The sequence below is a fragment of the Streptomyces sp. RKAG290 genome, assembly GCF_023701695.1.
GTDB lineage: Bacteria > Actinomycetota > Actinomycetes > Streptomycetales > Streptomycetaceae > Streptomyces.
Genome location: NZ_JAJOZC010000001.1, coordinates 1188675 through 1208031, shown reverse-complemented (window position 1 = coordinate 1208031; position 19357 = coordinate 1188675). Strand labels below are relative to the sequence as shown.

Here is a 19357-nt window from a genome sequence, read left to right as displayed (position 1 = left end):
CCGCTGCGCCTTGCCCCCGCTTCGCAGGCACTTCTGTGCGCATCGCGCCCTACGTGGACGTGGTGGAGCGGGACAAGCCCGACGGGACGACCTCGGGGAAGGCGACGGTTTGCATAGACTGATCCCGGGCCGGTCCGCGGCGCAACACCGTCCTTTGAGTGACCGATTCGAGGGATACGTGCCACCTGTCTGGAGTACGTTCTCGGCATGGCTACACGAAAATTGATGGAGAACCCGGAGTCGCGCTTCTCCGCTCTCCTGCTCGGTGCAGCAAGGCTTCCGGGCGTGCGCGTCGACAGGGAGGCCTACCTCCGGACGGCGCTGGCCCGCCACTGCTCGGAGTACGAAGTCCGCATGGCGACAGCGGAGAGCCCCGCGGCGGCCGGAATCCCCCTTGAGGTGCTGGACAGAGTGGCCAACGAGTCCATCCGCTACGAGACTGCCAAGGTGAGCGCCCTCTCCGCAGCGGCCGGATTCCCTGGGGCCCTGGCACTCCCCGCGACCGTGCCGGCCGATCTGGCCCAGTACATCGGCCACATGCTGCGCATCTCGCAGAAGCTCGCCTACCTCTACAGCTGGCCCAATCTGTTCTCCGAGGATGGCGGCGACGAACTCGACGATGCCACCAAGGGAGTTCTCACCCTCTTCTTCGGAGTGATGTTCGGGACCCATTCCGCGAACGCCGCCGTGGGGAAGGTGGCAAAGGCGATGTCCGAGCAGGTCATCAAGAAGCTGCCGCAGAGGGCACTGACCCAGGGTGTCGTCTATCCGGTCGTGAAGAAGGTCGCCGCATACCTCGGCGTCGAGATGACGAAGCAGACCTTCGCGAAATCCGTCTCCAAGGCCATCCCCGTCGTCGGGGCCGCCGTGTCCGGCACGCTCACCTTCGCGACCTTCCGCCCGATGGCGAGGCGGCTGAAGACCCACCTCTCCGGTCTGGATCTCGCCCAGCCCGCCACTCAGGTCATCCCGGGTGAGGTCGTACAGGACGAGGCCTTCCTGGCGGAGGAACAGGTGAAGATTCCCCGGCCGGGCCGTGACTGGCGCATCGTGAGGCGTCGTCAGTCCTGAGGCGGGCGGCAGGTGTGTGCGAGAGGGTGTCGCCTGCTGGGTCTGCCCCGTCGGGGTCTGTCGGTCGTCGCTTCGGCGCTCGAGTCTTGAGTCCCGGAATCCGAGCGCCGTGGAGCCCCCGTGTCATTCGTTCGGGGGATCGCGGAGGGGCCCGGGCCGACGCTTGAGCTGCGGGATTCGAGAGTCGGGTTTCGGCGGCCGGGATTCGAGCGGTGTTGTGTATCCCCGAATCGGCTGCGACCGACCTGATCGTCGCTTCGGGACGCGACTCATACAGCGCGACCGCGTCCGCCTTGAACTCCGGCGGGTAGTTCTTCATGGCCACGAGATGTCCGTCCCCAGATCCTCAGGATCCAGTGCCTCGTGTGTCCAACATCAGGGGTCAAGGCCCCTTCTCCCACCCCAACTGCTGGACTGCATCGACCCGCATCTGTGAGCGGCGAGCCGGGCCGGGGGCGAACCCAGTCGAGTAACCCGCCAACGCCCGTAAGAACCAAGGCAAGCCGCTGCGCCACACGCGCCCCGCGTGCCTGGCCCTGACCGAATTCGCGCCCGCCAACCACTACTACGCCCAGGGCTACCGGCCCCGCGCTCACCCCCTCACCCCTCGCCCCCACCCCCGCCACCATCGCGTGCGCCTGCGTCGCCGTATGCGTGAGGCTGACCAGCCAGGTACGGACGCCCGCCGCTTCCGCCAATGCCGCCGCCTTGCCCGCGAGTTGGAGGGAGGGCTTTCCCTCGGGGGCCCGCCGGACCTCGATATCGGTGAGCGGTGCACCGGCGAGGCCCGTGCCCAGTGCCTTCAACACCGCTTCCTTGGCGGCGAACCGGACCGCGTACCGCTCGGCCGGGTCCTTCATGATGTCGCAGTAGGCGCACTCCGCCTCGGTGAACACCTTGGCCCTGAAGGACGGCTGACGGGCGAGTACATTCCGCATCTCCGCCACGTCCGCCAGGTCCGTTCCGATGCACAGGACCCGCCTGCCGACCAGGCGTTCTGTCCATGTCGTGTGAGGCGCCACGCCGGTATCCCTTCTCCTTGCTGCCCGCTCGGCCGCAGGATATGGTGCCTGCCGCTACCCAACAATGCACCACGGAACCGAGAGGGTCCCTGCGATGAGTGTGCGGTTCACGGTCGAGGCCAATCCCAGCCCGGTGAGTCGCGCCCGTCGCGCCGAGATCCTGGAAGACCCCAAGTTCGGGCAGTACTTCACCGACCACATGGTCCGTGTCATGTGGACGAAGGACGGCGGCTGGCGGGACGCCGCCGTCGTGCCGTTCGCCCCCATCCCGATGCACCCGGCCGCCGCCGTCCTGCACTATGCGCAGGAGATCTTCGAGGGCATGAAGGCCTACCGCCATGCGGACGGCTCGGTGTGGACCTTCCGGCCCGAGGCCAATGCCGAGCGCTTCAACCGCTCGGCCCGCCGGCTGGCCCTGCCCGAGCTGCCCGTCGAGGTCTTCCTCGACTCCGTCACCGAACTGGTGCGCGCCGACCGTGACTGGGTGCCCGACCAGGGCGAACAGAGCCTCTACCTGCGGCCGTTCATGTTCGCCTCCGAGTCGTTCCTCGGTGTGCGGCCCGCGGCCGAGGTCACGTACATGGTCATCGCCTCGCCGGTCGGCCCGTACTTCTCCGGCGGCGTGAAGCCCGTCTCCATCTGGCTCTCCAGCCAGTACACCCGGGCCGGGCGCGGCGGCACCGGTGCGGCGAAGTGCGGCGGCAACTACGCCGCCAGCCTCGCGCCCATGCTGGAGGCCGAGGAGCACGGTTGCGACCAGGTCTGCTTCCTGGACGCCACCGAGGGGCGGTACGTCGAGGAACTCGGCGGTATGAACCTGTACTTCGTCACCCGCGACGGCCGGCTCATCACGCCGGAGCTCGGCACCATCCTGGAGGGCGTCACCCGCGCCTCCGTCCTCACCCTCGCCAAGGATCTCGGCCTCGACGTCGAGGAGCGGCCCGTTGACATCCGCGAATGGCAGGAGGGCGCCCGCACCGGCGAGATCCGTGAGGTGTTCGCCTGCGGCACCGGCGCCGTCGTCACTCCCGTCGGCCGGCTCGTCTGGGAGGACGGCGAGGTGACCGCACCGGACACGGGCGCCGAGGACTCGGTCACCATGAAGCTGCGCCGCAGCCTCGTCGACATTCAGTTCGGGCGCGTCGAGGACCACTTCGGCTGGATGCGACGCCTCATCTGAGCGCGGGAGCCGCGCGCAGCGAGGCGGTGAGCAGGCCGTGGCCCACCGCCTCGTTCGGGCAGGTCCCGCCGCAGTCGTCGCCGGTCAGCGTCCGCCCCTGCGTCACCGGCAGACAGGCGTCCGCCAGGTCCGCGGCGGTCAGCGCGCGGCCCTTGCCGATGCCCTGCTGCACCGCGAGCGCCACCACTCCGGCCGCATACGCCGTCGCTCCCGATGTTCCGCTGGACACCAGCCACCCGTCGTCGGGGCGGTGCCGTCGTACGCGCTGTTGCGGCGGTCGAACATGCACCCGGGCTGGGTGGGGAACACCACGTAGTCGCCGTGCGGCAGCGTGCCGCAGGGCCCGGACAGGTCGGGGACCCGGCGGCCGGGGAAGACGTCCGAGCGGTAGCTGGAAGCCAGGTCGGCGGCCTGTCTGTGCCCGTCCGGCCCCACGTGGACCCCGCCGACCGTGATCGCGTCCGGGGTCGCCACCGACTGGAACATGGCGGTACGCCGGTCCGTGGAACCGTTGCCGGCGGCGAACAGGACCGTGATCCCGCGCCGCACCGCGTTCGCGACCTCCAGATGGAGGTGCGGCTCCGCGCGCAAGGTGCCCCAGCTGCACGAGATGACGTCCGGGGCCAGCTCCACCGCCCGCTGGAAGGCGGCCACCGGGAAGGAGAAGCTTTCGCAGGCCATCTTGACCATGGTGAGGTCGGCCCTCGGTGCGACCGCGAGCAGCAGCGCCGACATGGCGGTGCCGTGGCCGCGTTCGTCCACGGCGGGATCGAGGGCGGACAGCGCGGGGACGACCGTCGTGCGGTAGCCGTGGGCGCGGTGGTGCGGATGGTCGTACAGGCCGGTGTCCACCATCACGACACGGACCCCGTCGCCCCGGACACCGGCCGCGTGCGACCGGCCGGCGCCCGCGAGGCGCACCGCGTCCTCGGGCAGCCGCAGATACCGGGCATCGCGGGGGAGAGGCGGGGTGGCGTCGACGCCCAGCTCGAAGCCCGCCCGGGGGACCCGTACCTCCGCGACCAGCTCGGTGTGGAGCCGGGAGCGGAGCGGGCCGGCGGCGGCGAACTCGTGGCGGACCGTCTCCCGGATGTACTTGTTCCGCACCGGCCGCACCGGGTGGCCGAAGACCTCCGCGAGCAGGGCGGGGGCGCCGGAGACAGTGATGCCCACCTCCGTCCGGGCCTCGACGTCGAGCCCCTCGCGGGCGTACGCGTCCGCCAGCCGGTCCACGGTGCCGGGCGCCGGAAGGAACTCCTGAGCGCGGTGGCGCAGGAGCAGCGCGGGGTCGTCGCCGAGCGCGAGACCGGTGGCCGAACGGGGCACGACCGTCAGCACGCCGCACCGCTCGAAGCGGGCCAACTCCACGTCGGTCAACGGGACTCCGCTCCCTTTCCGGTCGCGTCCGCCCTCGCGCGCAGCCGGTCGCGGTCGAGCTTGCCGGACGGCGTCAGGCTCACGTCCCCGTCGGCCAGGAACTCGATGCGGGCCGGCAGCATGTAGTCGGGCAGCCGCAGCGCGAGCTCGCGGCGCAGCTCCTCCTCGCGCAGGCCCGTGTCGCCGTCCGGCCGGCCCAGGACGAAGAGCATGATCGCGCGGCCGGTCAGCGGGTGGGCCACCGGGACCGCGCAGCAGTCCGTCCCCCCGCCCACGGCCAGCGTCGCCGCTTCCACCTCGGAGAGGTGGACGAGGTTGCCGTTGATCTTCAGGGCGTCGTCGCGGCGCCCCAGGAAGACCAGGGCGCCGTCCTCGGGCCGCCGGCGCACGTAGTCGCCGGAGCGGTAGTACCGGCCCCCGGCGCCGGCCGGGAGCTCGACGACGGACCGGGCGGTGCGCTCCGGCTCGCCGCAGTAGCCCACCATCACCTGCGGTCCGCCGATGAGGAGTTCGCCGGTCTCGCCGTCCCGCACCGGCCGCAGCTCGTCGTCCACGACGAGCACGTCGACGGCCGGCAGTGGATGGCCGATGGGCAGGAACTCCTCGCCGTCCTTGCCCGGGGCGTCGGTGAGGAAGAGCGTGGCGCTGTGCGTGGTCTCGGTGGGCCCGTACCCGTGCACGTACCGCAGTCCCGGCACGAGGGCGGAGAACGCCTCCAGGACCGACACCGGGCACGACTCGCCGCCGAACCACAGCCGCCGCAGCGAGCCGAGGTCGCGCCGCCCGGCGTCGCTGAACCGGCTCACCAGCATCCGGATCACGGACGGCACGAGCAGCGTGTCGGTGATCCGCCACTCCTCGACGGCCCGGGTGACCTGGGTGGGCATGCGCAGCCTGGGCAGCAGATGGACGCTGCCGCCGACCAGGAACGTCGACCACAGATCCACGACGGAGGCGTCGAAGAAGAGCGGCGCCACATTGAGGAAGCGCATGCCTTCCTCGAAGCCGACGGTCTCCTGCACCCCGGCCAGCAGGGCGCACATCGACCGGTGGCTGATCACGACGCCCTTGGGCGACCCGGTCGAGCCGGAGGTGAAGACGACGTACGCGTGGTCGTCGGGGCTCCGTCCCGCCACACCGGCCGGCCTCGGCTCGGCCTCGGCCGAGGGGTCCCAGCCGGTGCCGGCGGCGACGGGGTCCACGCCCACCGTGACCACCGTCCCGGCCGGCGCGCCGTCGAGCAGTTCCCGGTAGGCGGGCTGGATCAGGGTGGCCGTGGGCGCGCACGTGCCGAGCAGCAGCGCGATCCGGGCCGCCGGCAGCGACTCGTCCAGCGGCACGTAGCGGGCGCCGAGCCGCAGCGTGGCCCACATGACGGCCACCGAGGCGGCGGACTTGTCCATCACCATCGCGACGGTGCCGCCCCGGCCCACGCCGAGCCCGGCGAGGAGGTCGGTCAGGGCCTGGACGCGCCGGGCGAGGGTCCGGTAGGAGACCTGCTCGCCGCTCTCCAGGTCCACGACGGCCGTGGCCGCGCTGTCCCGCCGCCGCTCGAGCAGCTCGTCGGCGAGCATGACGTTCATCGTTCCTCCAGGCGGGTCCCGTCGAGGCGGCGGCGGATCGTTTCCAGCAGCTCCGGGAAGGTGTCCATCTGCTGGTCGTACGAGCCGAAGTGGCCCATCCCGTCCATGGCGTTGAAGGTGCTCCCGGTCAGCTCGTGCAGTTCCTCGGCGACATCGAAGGGCACCCAGGGATCGTCCTTCGAGTGGAACTGCTCGATGAACGACTGGTTGGCGCGGATCGCGCCCCAGTCCCACGGGGTGTCGAAGAAGCCGCTGCGCCGCTCCAGTTCGAAGCCGCAGTCGTGGTGGTGGCCGGCGACGGCGAAGGTGCCGAGGAGCGGCGCCTTCTCGGCGTACCGGAAGGCGGCCAGCGCGCCGGACGAGTGGCCGACGATGACTGTCCTGTCGTCCGGGCGGATGACGTCGGTGAGGTAGGGCAGCCAGTACCGCATCCGGCCCTTGATGGGGTCGGGGAAGGTCTCGGCCACCACCTCGGCGCCGAGGGCCTCCAGTTCCCGCTTGAGATACGGGAACCAGATGCCCTCGACGCTCGCTCCGGCGTTCCCGTGGATCAGCACCACGCGCACGTCCGAACGGATCTCAGACAGGGGACACCTCATCTTCGAGGAGTTCCTCCAGGAGACCGGCGAGGGAACCCAGGGTCGCGAAGTTCTCCGTCGTCAGCAGCTCGGGTTCGAGCTCGATGTCGTAGAACGTCTCGAAACCCAGGGTCAGTTCGATCATCTGGGTCGAGTTGAGCGACAGGCCGCCGTTGAACAGCGGTGTGTCGGAGTCGAGTTCGACCAGCTGCCCCGGAAAGATATGGGCGATCACCCCACGGAGATCGTCCTCGATCTCCTTCTGGGTCTTACGGGCATCCACCGGCCGTTCAGCTCCCCTCAGGCTTGGCGGAGGTGCTCTCCTTGGTGATCTCCTCCGCCGACTTCGGGCGGGTCTGGAGGAAGAGCGGGGTGCGCGGGATGTTCTGCGCGTCCTGGTGGAAGGGGTTGCGCTTGTTCTTCAGCGACAGGTACATCGTGCGCCGGGCGCGGGCCTTCTCCTCGTCCGAGTAGAAGAGGAAGGCGATGTTGCCGGCGTTCTCCCGGCCGACCTCGGTGAGGGTCAGGTCCTCGTCGGTCTCGATCGCGTAGCCCCCTTCGACCAGCCAGTCCACCTCGCGGCGGTACTTCTCAAAGTTGGCGACGTCGGCCTTGTGGACACTTCCGAAGACCGGGAAGAAGACCATGACCCGGTTCTCGACCTCGTCCTCGGAGCAGATGCGGCCCTGCTCGATCGGGATGATGCCTTCGTCGACCTCCCGCATCCACCGCTCGACGTCGGTGTGGTTGCGGTAGCTGCGCTCGCCCATGTAGTTCTCGGCGGCCGGACCGATGCCGAGGGTGTAGCTGGCGCGGTAGCCGTTGCCGCCGCAGGCGTGGTTGAGGCCGATCTCGCCCGCGTCGTCGAGGTGGGTGAAGAAGTTGATCAGGAGCTGCTTGTCGTAGCCGTACGCGGCCAGACCGTCCTTGATCTGCCGGTACTGGTCCCGCTCGATGGCGCCCGACGGCTTCACCTCGGCGACCTTGCCGGCCCGGATCTGCTGGTCGAGGCGGGTGCCCTCCCACTGGTTGAAGCGGTACGTCTGCACGAAGCTGGGGCGCAGCTCGCCGCAGATGCCCTCCAGGTCCCGGGCCAGGACTTCGTCGTCCTGCCCCGGCAGGTTGTACATGAGGTCCAGGGCGAAGGTGCGGATGCCGGCCTTGCGGATGTTCTCGGCGGTCTGGTGGACCTGTTCGACGCTGGCCTTGATGGTGAGCTTGCGGCGGATGTCCTCGTCGAGGGTCTGTACGCCGAAGGAGATGCGGGTGATGCCGAGCGACTTCAGCATCTCGATGTAGCCGTCCTTGGAGAGCCCCAGCGGGCTGCCCTCCAGGGATATGCCGTCGACCTCGCTCAGGTCGAACTCCCGGTGGACGGCCTCCAGGATGGTGGCCATCGACTCCTGCTCCAGGGCGGACGGCGTACCGCCGCCGAACTGGACGTACTTGACCTTCGTCCCCTCGAAGTACTTCGAGCGGGCGTTGCGCTGGATCTCCTTGACCATCGCCTGGACGAACCGCTTCTGCCGCTCGCCCTGGTACTTCGCCGCCGACTCCTTGAAGCAGGCGCAGAAATTGCAGAAGGCCTCGCAGAACGGGATGTGGAAGTAGAGCAGGATGTCGGTCTGCTCCGGGTGGGACTGGCGGTCCAGGAACGAGAAGTACTCCGCCTTCTTGCCCTCGGAGTCGAGGGCGTCCTGGAAGGCGCAGATCTTCGGGTAGAACCAGGTGACGTTGGTGCGCTTCTCGGGGCTCTCGAACTCGTCCTTCAGATAGAAGTTCGAGTCGAGGCCCAGCATGAAGGGGTTCTCGACGTGGGTCGTCATGACCTAGGCTCCCGCTCTTTGGGTCAGGAAGGCTGGCTGGAAGGCTCGGCGGGGGCCTCGACGGGCTCGCCCTTGGTGCCCCGGCTCTCGAAGATGACCGGGTACTTGTTGCTCATCTCGCCGTTGATCTCGATCCACTGGAGCTTGTCCTCCGGCAGGTCGATGTCCGCCCAGATCGCCTCGGGCGGGCACTCGGCAACGCACGCGTTGCAGTCGATGCATTCCTCGGGGTCGATGTAGAGCATCTCGGGACCCTCGTGGAAACAGCTCACGGGGCAGACGTCCACACAGTCGGTGTACTTGCAGCCTACGCATTCGTCGGTGACGACATACGCCATGGTTCTCTCCTCCCTCAGGCGTGTACGGGCGCCACTTCGGTGATCCGGCGCATCCAGCCGAACCGGTCGATGGACTCGCCCCGGTGGATGCCGTCCAGCAGGTCGCGGAAGCGGGCGGTCACCGGTCCGGCCTCCTGCGACCGGAGCCGGTACTCCTCGCCCTGGTGGCCGAGGGAGACCACCGGTGACACCCCGGTGGCCGTGCCGGTGGCGAAGGCCTCGGTGACGGAGCCGTCGGCAACACCCTTGAGGACCTCGGCGAGTTCCACCGGCCGCTCGACGACGGGGGTCCCCGCGTCCCGGGCCAGCTTCACGACGGAGTCGCGGGTGATGCCGGGCAGCACGGTGCGGTCGAGCGCGGGTGTGGTCAGCACGCCGTCGATCACGAAGAACGCGTTCAGCTCGCCGATCTGCTGCACGAAGCGCCCCTGTGGCCCGTCGAGCCACAGCACGTGGTCGTTGCCGTAGTTGTCGGCGATCTCGCCGGGCACCACGCCCGCCGCGATTCCGCCCACCGCTTTCACGTCACCGGTGCCGCCGGGCCAGGCCCGCACGTACCCGTCCAGGGTCATGGCCTTCAGCGGCTTCGCCTCCGTCACGGCCGACACCGACCCGAGCACGTAGAAGAGGCAGTCGTCCGCGGGCCCGGCGGCCAGCGCCGCGCCGTCGGCTGCGAGCACCGCCCGCAGCCGCATGGAAGCCCCCGCGTCCTGCGGCAGCCAGCCCTCGTCCAGCTCGACCAGCGCCCGGACCGAACTCCACACCCGGTCGAAGTCGACCTGCGGCATCGCGAGCCGGCGGGCACCGTTGTTCAGCCGCTTGATGTGGCTGTCGGGGCGGAACACGGCGACCGTGCCGTCCGCGAGCCGGTACGCGGCGAACTCGTCGACGACCGTCTGGCCGGCGAGCACGGCGGCGGCCGTGGGCCGCAGCGCCGGGATGCTGTCCCGGTCCGCCACAGTCTGCCCCCGCCAGCCGCGCCGCTTGCCAGTCCGCATGAAGAACGCGTGATCGGTGAGCACGGGCCCGGCCGCCCCGTCCGCTTCGGGCCGTGGGCGCGGGGTGGTCGTGGGGGTGACGGTCAGTTCATTGCTCATGCGCGGGCACCTTCCTTGTCCTGGTGGCCGACGCCGTCGACGTCGACCCTCACGTCTGCGAGGACCGAGGCGACGAGGCCCTCGACCCGGTCAAGGTCGCCCTCGAAGTGGATACGGGCGACCCGGTTGCTGAAAATGTCGCCCGGGTCGAGCTCCGCCCCGGTTCCGCCTCCGGCAGGAGGCCGCGGAACTCCGCCGCCTGCGTGAAGGCGTCGATACCGGGGAGCGTTCCGGCGAAGGTGCCGGGCCGGTCGGTGGTGACGAACGCGAGACCCGCGCTCACCGGTGACAGCGCGCCGGAGTCGTGCCGCACCCCGCGCGCGGCGTCGGCCGTGGCGGCGCACAGGTCCACGCCGGGCCCGGCGAGCACCAGTTCGGGGATGTTGTCGCCGGCGAGCCGGGCACCCACCTCGATCAGGACGGGGCCGCGGTCGCGGACGATCCGGGTCTCGATGTGGAACGGGCCCACCGTGAGGTCGAAAGCGGCCACGACTTCGCGGGCGAACCGCTCCAGGACCTCGCCGTGCGGCGAACGCTCCGGCGCGGTGGCGATGTGGCCCATCTCGAAGAAGTCCGGCGGGGCGGAGAGGAACTTGGTGGTGACGCTCGCGAGGTGCGGGCCGTCGGCGTCGACCCAGCCGTCGAGGGAGAACTCAGGGCCCTCCACGTACTCCTCGACCTGGGCGGTCCGGCGCGGGTTCGGGTGGAACTTCACGTCCTCGCCGGGGTCGTGCACGGCCGCGCAGGCCCGCGCGTACTCCTCCTGGTCGTGGCAGAGGCTCACCAGCAGGCTGCCGCCGCAGTCGACCGGCTTGACCACCACCGGGAACGGCAGCGGACAGGGGCCCGTGTCGCCGGGGCCGACCGTGACCGAGCGTGGGAAGGCGACCGCGCGCTCCTCGCACCGCCGCCGCATGACGTCCTTCTGCCGCACGGCCTCGGCCGCACCCGCGCCGAGCGCGGGCAGCCCGAGCTTCCGGGCCAGTTCGGCGGCCTCCGGCACCGCGTACTCGAAGCCGGCGACGACGCCGGTGGGCGCGGCCCCGGTCTCCGCGACGGCCTTCTCGACCAGGCGGAGCAGCCCGGCCACACCCGCGTCGGGGTGCCAGTCGACGACGGTCGCGCCGGAGTGCACCTCGGGCGGCAGCAGCTCGGGGAACTGGGTCGGTACGAGGCAGGGGACCCCGGCGGCCACCATCCGGGCGGTGAGCCGGACGCCGGCGGACAGGGGCTGGACGACGATCAACATGCGCTTCCGATCCCTGTGCCGCTGCGGGTGTCGTCACCGGGGGTCCGGCCGACGTGCAGAGTGAAGATCATCGGCACCGGGCCGAAGTTCTTGATCAGCCGCAGCCCCTCGGTCGCGGCGGCGGGCCCGGTCGTCACGCAGGCGTCGTACTTCCCGGCGGCGCACAGTGCCGCGGCACGCGAGTTGCTGCTGGTCAGCGTGACGTCGCCGAGCTCGGCCACCAGGCTGCTGGGGGCCGGGTGGCTGACGATCGTGGCCATGGCGGCGTGGTCCTGACGCCCGGCCAGGACCATGTCGTGGGTGTCGATGATGAAGCTGTCGGCCATCTCCAGGCGGTGCAGGTTCCTGAAGACGAGGTCGTGCAGCCGGGGGTAGACGGCGCAGGCGAGGATGGCCTCGGTGCCGTCGAAGGCCATCGCGTCGAGGCCGTCCTCCACCTCGGTGTGGAGCACCACCTTCCCGGCGACGCCCCGCTCCGCGAGCCAATGGTGGGCGGCCTTCTCCAGGTTGGTGCCCGAAGGGCCCAGGGTGTGGATCACGGTGACCCTCGACAGGGCGGGCTCCCGGTCGCTCTTCAAGGCCGTACTGGTGTCGTTCATATGCGTCGTCCCCCGTTCTCATCGGCCCATGTGAGGGTCCGAAGCCAGCCATGCGTGTCGGGCGTACGTCTGTGCTGGACGTCGAGCAGGCTGTTCCGCAGCAGCGCGGTCATCGGGCCCTCCCCTCCGTCGCCGACGGTCATGTCCTCGCCGCCGATACCGAGCCGGCCCACCGGGACCACGACACCGGCCGTGCCGCAGGCGAACACCTCTGCCAGCTCTCCGGAGCGGAGGCCGGAGCGCACCGCGTCGATCGTGGTGTGCTCCTGCGCGACCGCGATACCCCGGTCCACGGCCAGGGTCAGCAGCGAGTCGCGGGTCAGGCCACGGACGATGGTTCCGTCGCAGGGCGGGGTCGTCACCCGTGTCTGCGCCCCGTCACGCCAGACGAGGAAGACGTTCATGGTGCTGAGCTCCTCGATCCGGCTCCGCTCCAGCCCGTCGAGCCACAGCACCTCGTCATACCCGGCCGCCTGCGCCTCGGTACGGGTGAGGAGGCCGGCGGCGTAGTTGCCGGCGCACTTGGCCTCGCCGGTGCCGCCGCGCACCGCCCGCACGGTCTCGGTCGACGTGGTCACCGACAGCGGACGGAAGTCGGCCCCGAAACACGGGTCCGCGGGGTAGGCCAGGATCACGCACCGGTAGCGCTTCGACGGCCGGAGCCCCAGGTCGGGCTCGGTGGCGATGAGCAGCGGCCGCAGATAGAGGCTCTGCCCGTAGCCGCCCGGCACCCATCGCTCGTCGGCCGCGACCAGCGCGGCACATGCCCGGGAGAACAGCGGGGCGGGCATCTCGGCCATCGCGAGCCGTGCGGCGGACCTGGCCAGGCGCCGCCCATGGTCCTCGGGCCGGAACAGGTGCACCGATCCGTCCGCGGAACGGAATGCCTTCAGGCCCTCGAACACCGCCTGGCCGTAATGGAGTCCGAGCGTGGCCGGGTCCATCACCAGATCGGACCAGGGCTCGACGCGTGGCTCGGACCAGCCTGCCTCGGCATCCCAGTCGACGACGGCGGTGCGCCCGGTGGAGTGGCGACAGAAGCCCGGGTCCTTGAGGATCGCTTCGATCTCCTCAGCGCTGCGCGGCTCAGACATGGACCTCGGAGCCCCACAGGTCGAGCGGCGCGAGGGGGCCGCCGTAGCGGTCGGGCTCGGCCTCCGGGCGGCGCAGCAGCGTCCCGAAGAGGAAGTCCACGGCGCCGGACCGGTAGGCGGCGTCGTCCTCCGTGGCCTCGATCTCCTCGATCAGACGCACGAGTTCACGTACCGACTCGACGATCCGGGCCTTCGTTCCGAGGACGCTGGGCCCCTGGTCGTCCCGGGTGAACAGCCCCTGCGAGGCGAGCCAGGTGCCCAGTGCGAAGCCGGTGCCGGCGTCGAAGTTGCGCAGCGGCTCGGGCTGCGCCGGGTAGCGCAACAGCCGCTCCAGCAGGATGTACTCGAACACGATCTCGCCGTAGGGCACCTTCTCCTCGAAGCAGGCGATCGCCGACTTCATGTCGACCTTGAGCTCCTCCAGGAGCCCCGGCCGCCAGGTCGTCTTGATCGCCAGGTGCTGGTCGAGGGGGCGCGGGCCGGTGTGGTGGAAGTAGTCGTGCATGTACCCCAGACACAGCGCGCCTGGTAGGTGTCCTCCGCCCCGACGTCCGCGGAGACGAGCTCGTCCTCGCCCGCGAAGGGCGAACCGGGCCCGCACAGGCGCTCCGTGATCGCCAGGGTGTGGGCGTATATCTCGGTGTGCCGGTTGAAGAAGAACCAGGCGAAGTTCTGGTCCGTGCAGCGCGTGGCGGCCGGGATGTTCTCGGGGAAGAAGACCACGCAGTTGCCCTCCCGCAGACCGCGGGAGGCGGAGAGCAGCCGGGTCGACTGGAAGACGGCCTTGGGGTGCGGGTAGGTGGCCTGGAGCAGCGGGGTGCTGTCCGGGTCCTCGCGGATCACCGAGAACGCCTCGATGTGGACATCGTGCCGGTCGCTGTTGGGAAGGGTCACTGGCCCCACGAAGGCGGCGGCCTCGCCGTCCTCGGGTGCCGGCACCGCGTCCCGGGTGCTGTCGAAGTGCGGCACACCCTCGCAGCCAGCTGCCTGCCAGGTCCTCAGATCGGCGCAGGTAGCGACTATTTGACGTGCCGTCATCAGGCCCTGCAGGCCCTCGACGGCGGCGCAGACGGCGTCGACAGCGAGACGTATCTCCTCGTCGGAGCCGCCCGGTGAGCCGCCGCGAGCCTCGCTCCGCAACTGCCGGAGACGGTTCACCGCAGGGACGGCGTTCTGCTCGAACTCCAGAAGTTTGGCAACGGTACGCGGACCCACAACACCCCCATGTAAGTGGCCCAGATGAGACTTCCCGGCGGAACGTGCCTCCCCGGCTCCGCACCTGAAGTATCCGATCTCGGAAGTTAGCTCCCGACTCCCCGCCAGGCAAGGGGTGTTCAGATGTTGACACCTGGCAACTTCCTCTTGGCGACCACGCTTGCCCCGAGGCGTGCAGATGCGCGGAAGCCTGGGGTGGATCGGGGCGGGCCGTATATTCTGGCACCACCCTGCGAGCGAGGGGCGCGGGTGGGACGGCCTCGGGCGGGAGTCTGTGAAGCACGACGGTACGGGTGAACGAGGCGGCAGCCGGGGCCTGTTGGCCTTCGACTCCGTTGGCTGGGGCGGGGGCACTTGGTGGTGCGAGGTGCGGTGCGTGGAGGCCGGTCGCGTATGAGCAGGTCGGGGAGGTCGGCCATGATCCGCTCAGCCGCAACCCCCGCCGGCACGCCGCCGGCCCCTCATCGGCCGTGGCCCGCACCGAACAGCGAGCCGCAATTGACCCTTGGCGCGGTCGCCACCGTCCCGTATCGCAGGTATGGTCACGGCTTCGTCTTTTCGGCCGATCATGAAAATCAATAGCCCGTTCATCGAGCTTGGTGACATGAAGCATGGGGGAGCATGAGCCACGACGAGAGGGAGAGCGCGATCGAGACCTCCGGCGGGGACGGGGAACTCGGCGGCGTCGGTGCGGGACTGCCGGGACACTCCTATATGCCGGCCCCTCAGGTGGCGCGTTTCGTGGCCGGTCGTGGACTGGCCGCGCTCGGCGACCAATTCCTCCTGTTCGCCATTCCACTGCTTGCCTTCAAATTGACGGGTAGTGCGTCGCAAACCGGCCTGATCTTCCTTGTCGAATGGCTTCCCCGCGTGATCTTCCTGCCCGTGGCCGGGGTGTTCGCGGACCGAATACGCAGCTACATCCTGTACACAGGCTCGGACATCTTCCGCTCCGCGCTGGCGCTGACCGTGTTCGCCCTGATGCTCCTGATGCCCGAAGGGAAGTTCTTCACCCTGTGCGTGCTGGCCGCCGGCATGTCGGTGGCCGGCGCGCAGTCGTACGTCGCCCTTGAGGCCACGCTCCCGCGGTTCGTTCCCATGGACCAGATGGTCCGGGCGCAGTCGATCATCCAGGGGACGGAGCAGACCAGCGAGGTGGTGGGCCCGGTGCTCGCCGCGCTGCTCGCCGCCGCGATGCCGACCACCAGCCTGCTCGCGGTGATCGGTGTGGTGTACGGGCTGACCACGCTCAACACCCTGTCCCTGCGCCGCTGGCTCCGGGCCGAGGCACTCGCCGGGAACACGGCCGAACGGACCACGGTCCATTCGGTGGTCACCGGCATAGGCGAGGGCGTGACGACCCTGCTCAAGCTGCCCGCGATCCTGGGCCTGGTCGGACTGACCATGACGGTCAACCTCATGGTCGGTGTCGGCATGGCCACCAGCGCCGCCACCACCGTGGGCGTCTTCGACCAACCGGACAAGTACTACGCCGCGTTGAGTGCCGGAGCCGGCATCGTCGGCATCCTGACGTTCTTCGCCGTCCCGAGCCTGATGAAGCGGCTGAATCCGTTCGCCGCCCTGATGACGTCCTACTCCCTGATCTGCCTGGGCGGCATCGGAGTCGGCCTGGCGAACACCTTCACCCAGTACGCGGTGAGCTACGCGATCCTGCTCGGGATGGTCGGATTCGTCAATGTCGTGATCCGCACGGAGCGTGTCAGGAGAATTCCGCGCGAGCACTTCGCGAAAACGATCGCCATCATCATTCTCCTGAACCAGCTGTCCCTGCCGATAGCCGGGCTCCTGGTGACCCTCTTCACTACGTCCTTCAGCCCTCAGAGCATCGCTCTGGGTTCCGTCATCGGCTCCGTCTGCGTCGCCGTCCTACTCATACCGCTTCTCGCCCGTCTGAGGAACTATCATGCGCATCCTGATCCTGCACCGAGTCACGGACAAAATGATCCGGCACGCGAACGGAATTGATCACGCGGCACACGACGTCACCTACGTCGGCCCTGCGGACCGGCTGGCCACCCTCCCGTCCGACCTTCGCTGCACGCGCATCGAGCGTCCCGACACCGGCGACCTCACCCAGGAGGTGCTGGCCGCCGTCACTGGGCTCCCCGCCTTCGACATGGTGCTCGCGCTGTCCGAGTTCGACCTGATCGCCGGTGCCCGGGTGCGGGCGGCCCTCGGCGTGCCCGGCGACCGGGAGGAGGACATTCTGCCCTGGCGCGACAAGGTGGTCATGAAGGCCGCGGTCGCCGCGGCGGGTCTGCGGGTGCCCCGGTTCCTGTCCCTGACCGAGGCGCTCGCAGCCGGACCCGGCGGGCTGCCCTGGTCGGGCGAGACGGTGCTCAAGCCGCTGGACGGCGCGGCGAGTCTGAACGTCCACACCTACCCGACGGCGGACGCGGCCCTGGCGGCGGTCCGCGAGGCCGGGGTGCCCGAAGGCGCCGAGCAGGAGGGCTTCGAGGTCGAGGAGTTCGTCACCGGACCCATCATCCACGTGGACGGCATGCTGATCGACGGCAAGCCCATGGCGATCCAGGCCAGCCGCTACGTCGGCACCTGCCTGGGATACGCGCAGGGATCGCCGCTCGGCTCGGTGCAGATCGAGCTGACCCCGGAGCTGAGCCGCTGGACCGCGGAGTGCCTTGCCGCCGTCTCCATCACCACCAGCCTCTTCCACCTCGAAGGCATCGAGACCCCGGACGGGCTGGTGTTCCTGGAGGTCGGCGCCCGCTTCGGCGGCGCCGACGTGGTGGACACCTTCGAGCTCGCCACCGGAGTGCACCTGCCCTCCCGGTACCTGCAGTTGGTCACCGGTGGTGCGGACGCCGAGAACCTGTCCTGGCCCCAGGGCGACGGCTCCCGCTACGGCTGGTTCGTCTGGCCGAGCCACAAGCTCGGCGCCGAGTACTGCCGGATCGAGGGCGAAGCGGCGTTCCGCGAGAGCCCGCTCGTCCACCGGTGGAGCCAGCGTCCCGAGGACGAGCCGATCAAGACGGTGCTCAGCTACGCGGACACCGACATCCCGCTGGCAGGCATCGTCGGCCCCGGCGACTCGGCCGAGCTCGACCGCTTCTTCCGGGACGCCTTCTCTTCCATACGTGTCGAGCCCGTCACGCCCGAGAAGGCCGCCGGTACGGAGTCGGCCGGCTGACCGTACGTACTGAGACCCTGCGGGCGGCCGGTGCCCCCGCAGGGCCTCAGTACGTACGGGCAGGCTGCCGCGCAGTGGGTTCAGGCCGGCATGCGCCGGGAACTGCCCGCCGACGTCGTACGAGGACTCGGGCGACCGTTCTTCAAGGCCGGGCGACATGGCCTCCGGGCACATCGGTTTTCCGATGGCGGGAATCGGCAGCCGTATTGGGTCTCCTATGGCATGCGGGTCTAACGTCGTGGTTGTCGCCGCGGCGCCGCCCGGCGACGGCCCCCATCGCGGGAGGCGACCGTGCAGGCCGGAACCCCTCCAGGAGAGCACATGGCGAAGATCCTTTTTGTGATGACCGGCGCTGACCAGCGGACGCTGGCCGACGGGAGCAAGAAGAGCACCGGCTTCTGGGCCGACGAGGCGGTCACCCCCTACCGGGCGTTCAAGGCCGCGGGCCACGAGATCACCGTGGCCACTCCGGGGGGCGTGGTGCCGCCGGCGGACCGGGCCAGCCTCAGTGCCCAGGCCAACGGCGGTGAGGAGAACGCTGCCGCCGTCCGGGCCGTGGTGGAAGGTGCCGCGGAGTTGCGCAACCCGCTGGCTCTCTCCGAGGTGCGGGCGGGGGACTTCGACGCGGTGTACGTTCCCGGCGGCCAGGGCCCGATGGAGGACCTGGCGGTCGACGCCGACTCCGGTCGCATCCTCGCTCAGGCGGTCGAGTCCGGCCTGCCGGTGGGCGTGGTGTGCCACGGCCCGGCCGCACTGCTGGCCGCGCTCAAGGAGGACGGCACCAACGCCTACGCCGGCTACCGGATCACCGCATTCAGCAACACCGAGGAGCAGTTGGCCGGCAACGTCGAGACGGCGAGGTGGCTGCTGCAGGACCGGCTCACCGAAGCCGGTCTGAAGGTCGAGGTGGGCGAGCCGTGGGCGCCGCACGTCCAGGTCGACCGCAATGTCGTCACCGGCCAGAACCCCGCCTCGTCCGCCCTGCTCGCCGTCGAACTCCTGAAGAAGCTCGCCTGAGCCCTCGTCGGTCTGAACCCGAAGCCGCCCGTGTGACTGCGTGACATCGCGGGCACTCCTGCCTGGAAGTCGGCGGCCCTGCTCCCCACCTCGGGCTGCGGCTTCACGCCGAAGTAGAGGGCGGGGGAGCGGACTTCGCCTGTGCTCGTAGGGATCGACGCCGGTGTGATGGACTTCGTCGCCATGCCGCAGACTCTGCGACCGAGCCGGTTCGGACTTGCTCGAATGCAGTCCAGAAGTCCAGAAGTCCAGAAGCCCAGAAGCTCAAAGGTCCGGGAATTCGCGATCGGCCCTGGCGACGGCCTTCCGTGTATGCGCGCAACACGGGGTGGCTCTGTCGGTCCTGACTCCTTTCCGCCGCCAAGTATGTGAACTGTCATCGGCACTGTTCCAGGCGGCCTGAGCTGCGCATATTTGTCGCTGTGGCGGGAGCCTGGTGACAGTGCTGCCGCAGGGGCGTTTCCACTGGTGCTCGAATTGAGTCCAGCCGTGAATCGCTGTCGAATTCCGTCCGGTGTCGCGCCGCCGGCCCACCCCTCCGGCGTTCGCCGGTACTTCTCGACGGTCACTCGGCACACCCAACCCCGTTGCAATGCAACGGGGTTGGGGTCACTCTCCGGCGGCCGTGGCAGCGAGGTGCTTCCCTCGTGCGTGGCGCCCCCGACCAAGATCCCGAACAGGAGCGGGGTGCCTAATGGGTGGGGGTCGGTTTCTCCGGCAGGCTCGGCGCGCTGGCCGGGACCGACGCTCCGAAAACGCGGGGGCGCTGTCGCAGGCCGCTCGGACGGACATATTTCGCACGCTGCACGAGCCTTGTCAGCCCGGCCGCCGCCGCCCTATTGTCTGCGTCCAGAAAGCGCTTTCTCCATTGAGGGGTCTCGCCCCGGCGGAAGTGACTGTCGCGGCACCCGGCGCGCCCTCGCGCCTGAGCCGCCATTGGTT

The 19357-nt window shown here is 69.8% G+C and carries 19 protein-coding genes; 5 read left to right on the top strand and 14 right to left on the bottom strand.

Annotated features, from left to right (window positions below; genetic code table 11):
• The first annotated feature begins 207 nt into the window (after positions 1 to 207).
• Complete coding sequence (locus tag LNW71_RS05180; protein WP_250967156.1) at positions 208 to 1071, top strand: EcsC family protein; 864 nt, start codon at positions 208 to 210, stop codon at positions 1069 to 1071.
• A 269-nt stretch (positions 1072 to 1340) separates the two neighbouring features.
• Here the strand turns inward: LNW71_RS05180 and acpS are convergent, their stop codons facing one another.
• A complete protein-coding gene (gene acpS, locus LNW71_RS05175) occupies positions 1341 to 2093 on the bottom strand; it encodes a holo-ACP synthase (protein ID WP_308294457.1) in 753 nt (250 codons plus the stop codon).
• 94 nt (positions 2094 to 2187) lie between these two features.
• Between acpS and LNW71_RS05170 the strand changes: the two genes are divergently transcribed.
• Positions 2188 to 3273, top strand: coding sequence for a branched-chain amino acid aminotransferase (locus tag LNW71_RS05170; protein ID WP_250967155.1), 1086 nt, complete (start codon positions 2188 to 2190; stop codon positions 3271 to 3273).
• Here the strand turns inward: LNW71_RS05170 and LNW71_RS05165 are convergent.
• The 13 genes from LNW71_RS05165 to LNW71_RS05105 are packed head-to-tail and all read right to left on the bottom strand — an operon-like array spanning position 3266 to position 14172.
• Positions 3266 to 3445 carry a hypothetical protein gene (locus LNW71_RS05165; RefSeq protein WP_250967154.1) on the bottom strand — a complete coding sequence of 60 codons (180 nt, stop codon included), beginning with the start codon at positions 3443 to 3445 and terminating at the stop codon, positions 3266 to 3268. The genes LNW71_RS05170 and LNW71_RS05165 overlap by 8 nt on opposite strands.
• Positions 3412 to 4641 (bottom strand): S8 family serine peptidase, encoded by a 1230-nt coding sequence (locus LNW71_RS05160; RefSeq protein WP_250971902.1) that lies wholly within the window; start codon positions 4639 to 4641, stop codon positions 3412 to 3414. The genes LNW71_RS05165 and LNW71_RS05160 overlap by 34 nt, the downstream gene beginning before the upstream one ends.
• A 5-nt stretch (positions 4642 to 4646) precedes the next feature.
• A complete protein-coding gene (locus LNW71_RS05155; RefSeq protein ID WP_250967153.1) occupies positions 4647 to 6233 on the bottom strand; it encodes an amino acid adenylation domain-containing protein in 1587 nt (528 codons plus the stop codon).
• Positions 6230 to 6793, bottom strand: coding sequence for an alpha/beta hydrolase (locus LNW71_RS05150; RefSeq protein WP_250967152.1), 564 nt, complete (start codon positions 6791 to 6793; stop codon positions 6230 to 6232). The genes LNW71_RS05155 and LNW71_RS05150 overlap by 4 nt, the downstream gene beginning before the upstream one ends.
• Positions 6794 to 6812: 19 nt before the next feature.
• Positions 6813 to 7094 (bottom strand): phosphopantetheine-binding protein, encoded by a 282-nt coding sequence (locus LNW71_RS05145; RefSeq protein ID WP_250967151.1) that lies wholly within the window; start codon positions 7092 to 7094, stop codon positions 6813 to 6815.
• Positions 7095 to 7101: 7 nt separating this feature from the next.
• Complete coding sequence (locus LNW71_RS05140; protein WP_250967150.1) at positions 7102 to 8637, bottom strand: coproporphyrinogen-III oxidase family protein; 1536 nt, start codon at positions 8635 to 8637, stop codon at positions 7102 to 7104.
• A gap of 23 nt (positions 8638 to 8660) precedes the next feature.
• The gene (locus LNW71_RS05135; RefSeq protein ID WP_250967149.1) at positions 8661 to 8975 is read right to left on the bottom strand and encodes a ferredoxin family protein; all 315 of its coding nucleotides are present in this window, start codon (positions 8973 to 8975) and stop codon (positions 8661 to 8663) included.
• A 14-nt stretch (positions 8976 to 8989) separates the two neighbouring features.
• Positions 8990 to 10072 carry an aminotransferase class IV gene (locus LNW71_RS05130; protein WP_250967148.1) on the bottom strand — a complete coding sequence of 361 codons (1083 nt, stop codon included), beginning with the start codon at positions 10070 to 10072 and terminating at the stop codon, positions 8990 to 8992.
• A 49-nt stretch (positions 10073 to 10121) separates the two neighbouring features.
• A complete protein-coding gene (locus LNW71_RS05125) occupies positions 10122 to 11321 on the bottom strand; it encodes an ATP-grasp domain-containing protein (RefSeq protein WP_250967147.1) in 1200 nt (399 codons plus the stop codon).
• Complete coding sequence (locus tag LNW71_RS05120) at positions 11315 to 11920, bottom strand: bacilysin biosynthesis protein BacA (RefSeq protein WP_250967146.1); 606 nt, start codon at positions 11918 to 11920, stop codon at positions 11315 to 11317. Before LNW71_RS05120 ends, LNW71_RS05125 begins: the two co-directional genes overlap by 7 nt.
• A complete protein-coding gene (locus LNW71_RS05115; RefSeq protein ID WP_250967145.1) occupies positions 11917 to 13014 on the bottom strand; it encodes a branched-chain amino acid aminotransferase in 1098 nt (365 codons plus the stop codon). The genes LNW71_RS05120 and LNW71_RS05115 overlap by 4 nt, the downstream gene beginning before the upstream one ends.
• Positions 13007 to 13417: a hypothetical protein gene (locus tag LNW71_RS05110; RefSeq protein WP_250967144.1), complete on the bottom strand. Its 411-nt coding sequence runs from the start codon at positions 13415 to 13417 to the stop codon at positions 13007 to 13009. The genes LNW71_RS05115 and LNW71_RS05110 overlap by 8 nt, the downstream gene beginning before the upstream one ends.
• Positions 13414 to 14172, bottom strand: a complete 759-nt coding sequence (locus LNW71_RS05105; RefSeq protein ID WP_250967143.1) for a hypothetical protein — start codon at positions 14170 to 14172, stop codon at positions 13414 to 13416. The genes LNW71_RS05110 and LNW71_RS05105 overlap by 4 nt, the downstream gene beginning before the upstream one ends.
• A 786-nt stretch (positions 14173 to 14958) precedes the next feature.
• Between LNW71_RS05105 and LNW71_RS05100 the strand changes: the two genes are divergently transcribed.
• The 3 genes from LNW71_RS05100 (at position 14959) to LNW71_RS05090 (ending at position 18415) form a co-directional block, all read left to right on the top strand.
• The gene (locus LNW71_RS05100; RefSeq protein ID WP_250967142.1) at positions 14959 to 16215 is read left to right on the top strand and encodes an MFS transporter; all 1257 of its coding nucleotides are present in this window, start codon (positions 14959 to 14961) and stop codon (positions 16213 to 16215) included.
• A complete protein-coding gene (locus LNW71_RS05095) occupies positions 16154 to 17398 on the top strand; it encodes an ATP-grasp domain-containing protein (RefSeq protein ID WP_250967141.1) in 1245 nt (414 codons plus the stop codon). Before LNW71_RS05100 ends, LNW71_RS05095 begins: the two co-directional genes overlap by 62 nt.
• 321 nt (positions 17399 to 17719) lie before the next feature.
• On the top strand, positions 17720 to 18415 hold the full coding sequence (locus tag LNW71_RS05090) for a type 1 glutamine amidotransferase domain-containing protein (protein ID WP_250967140.1): 696 nt from the start codon (positions 17720 to 17722) through the stop codon (positions 18413 to 18415).
• Positions 18416 to 19357 lie beyond the last annotated feature (942 nt).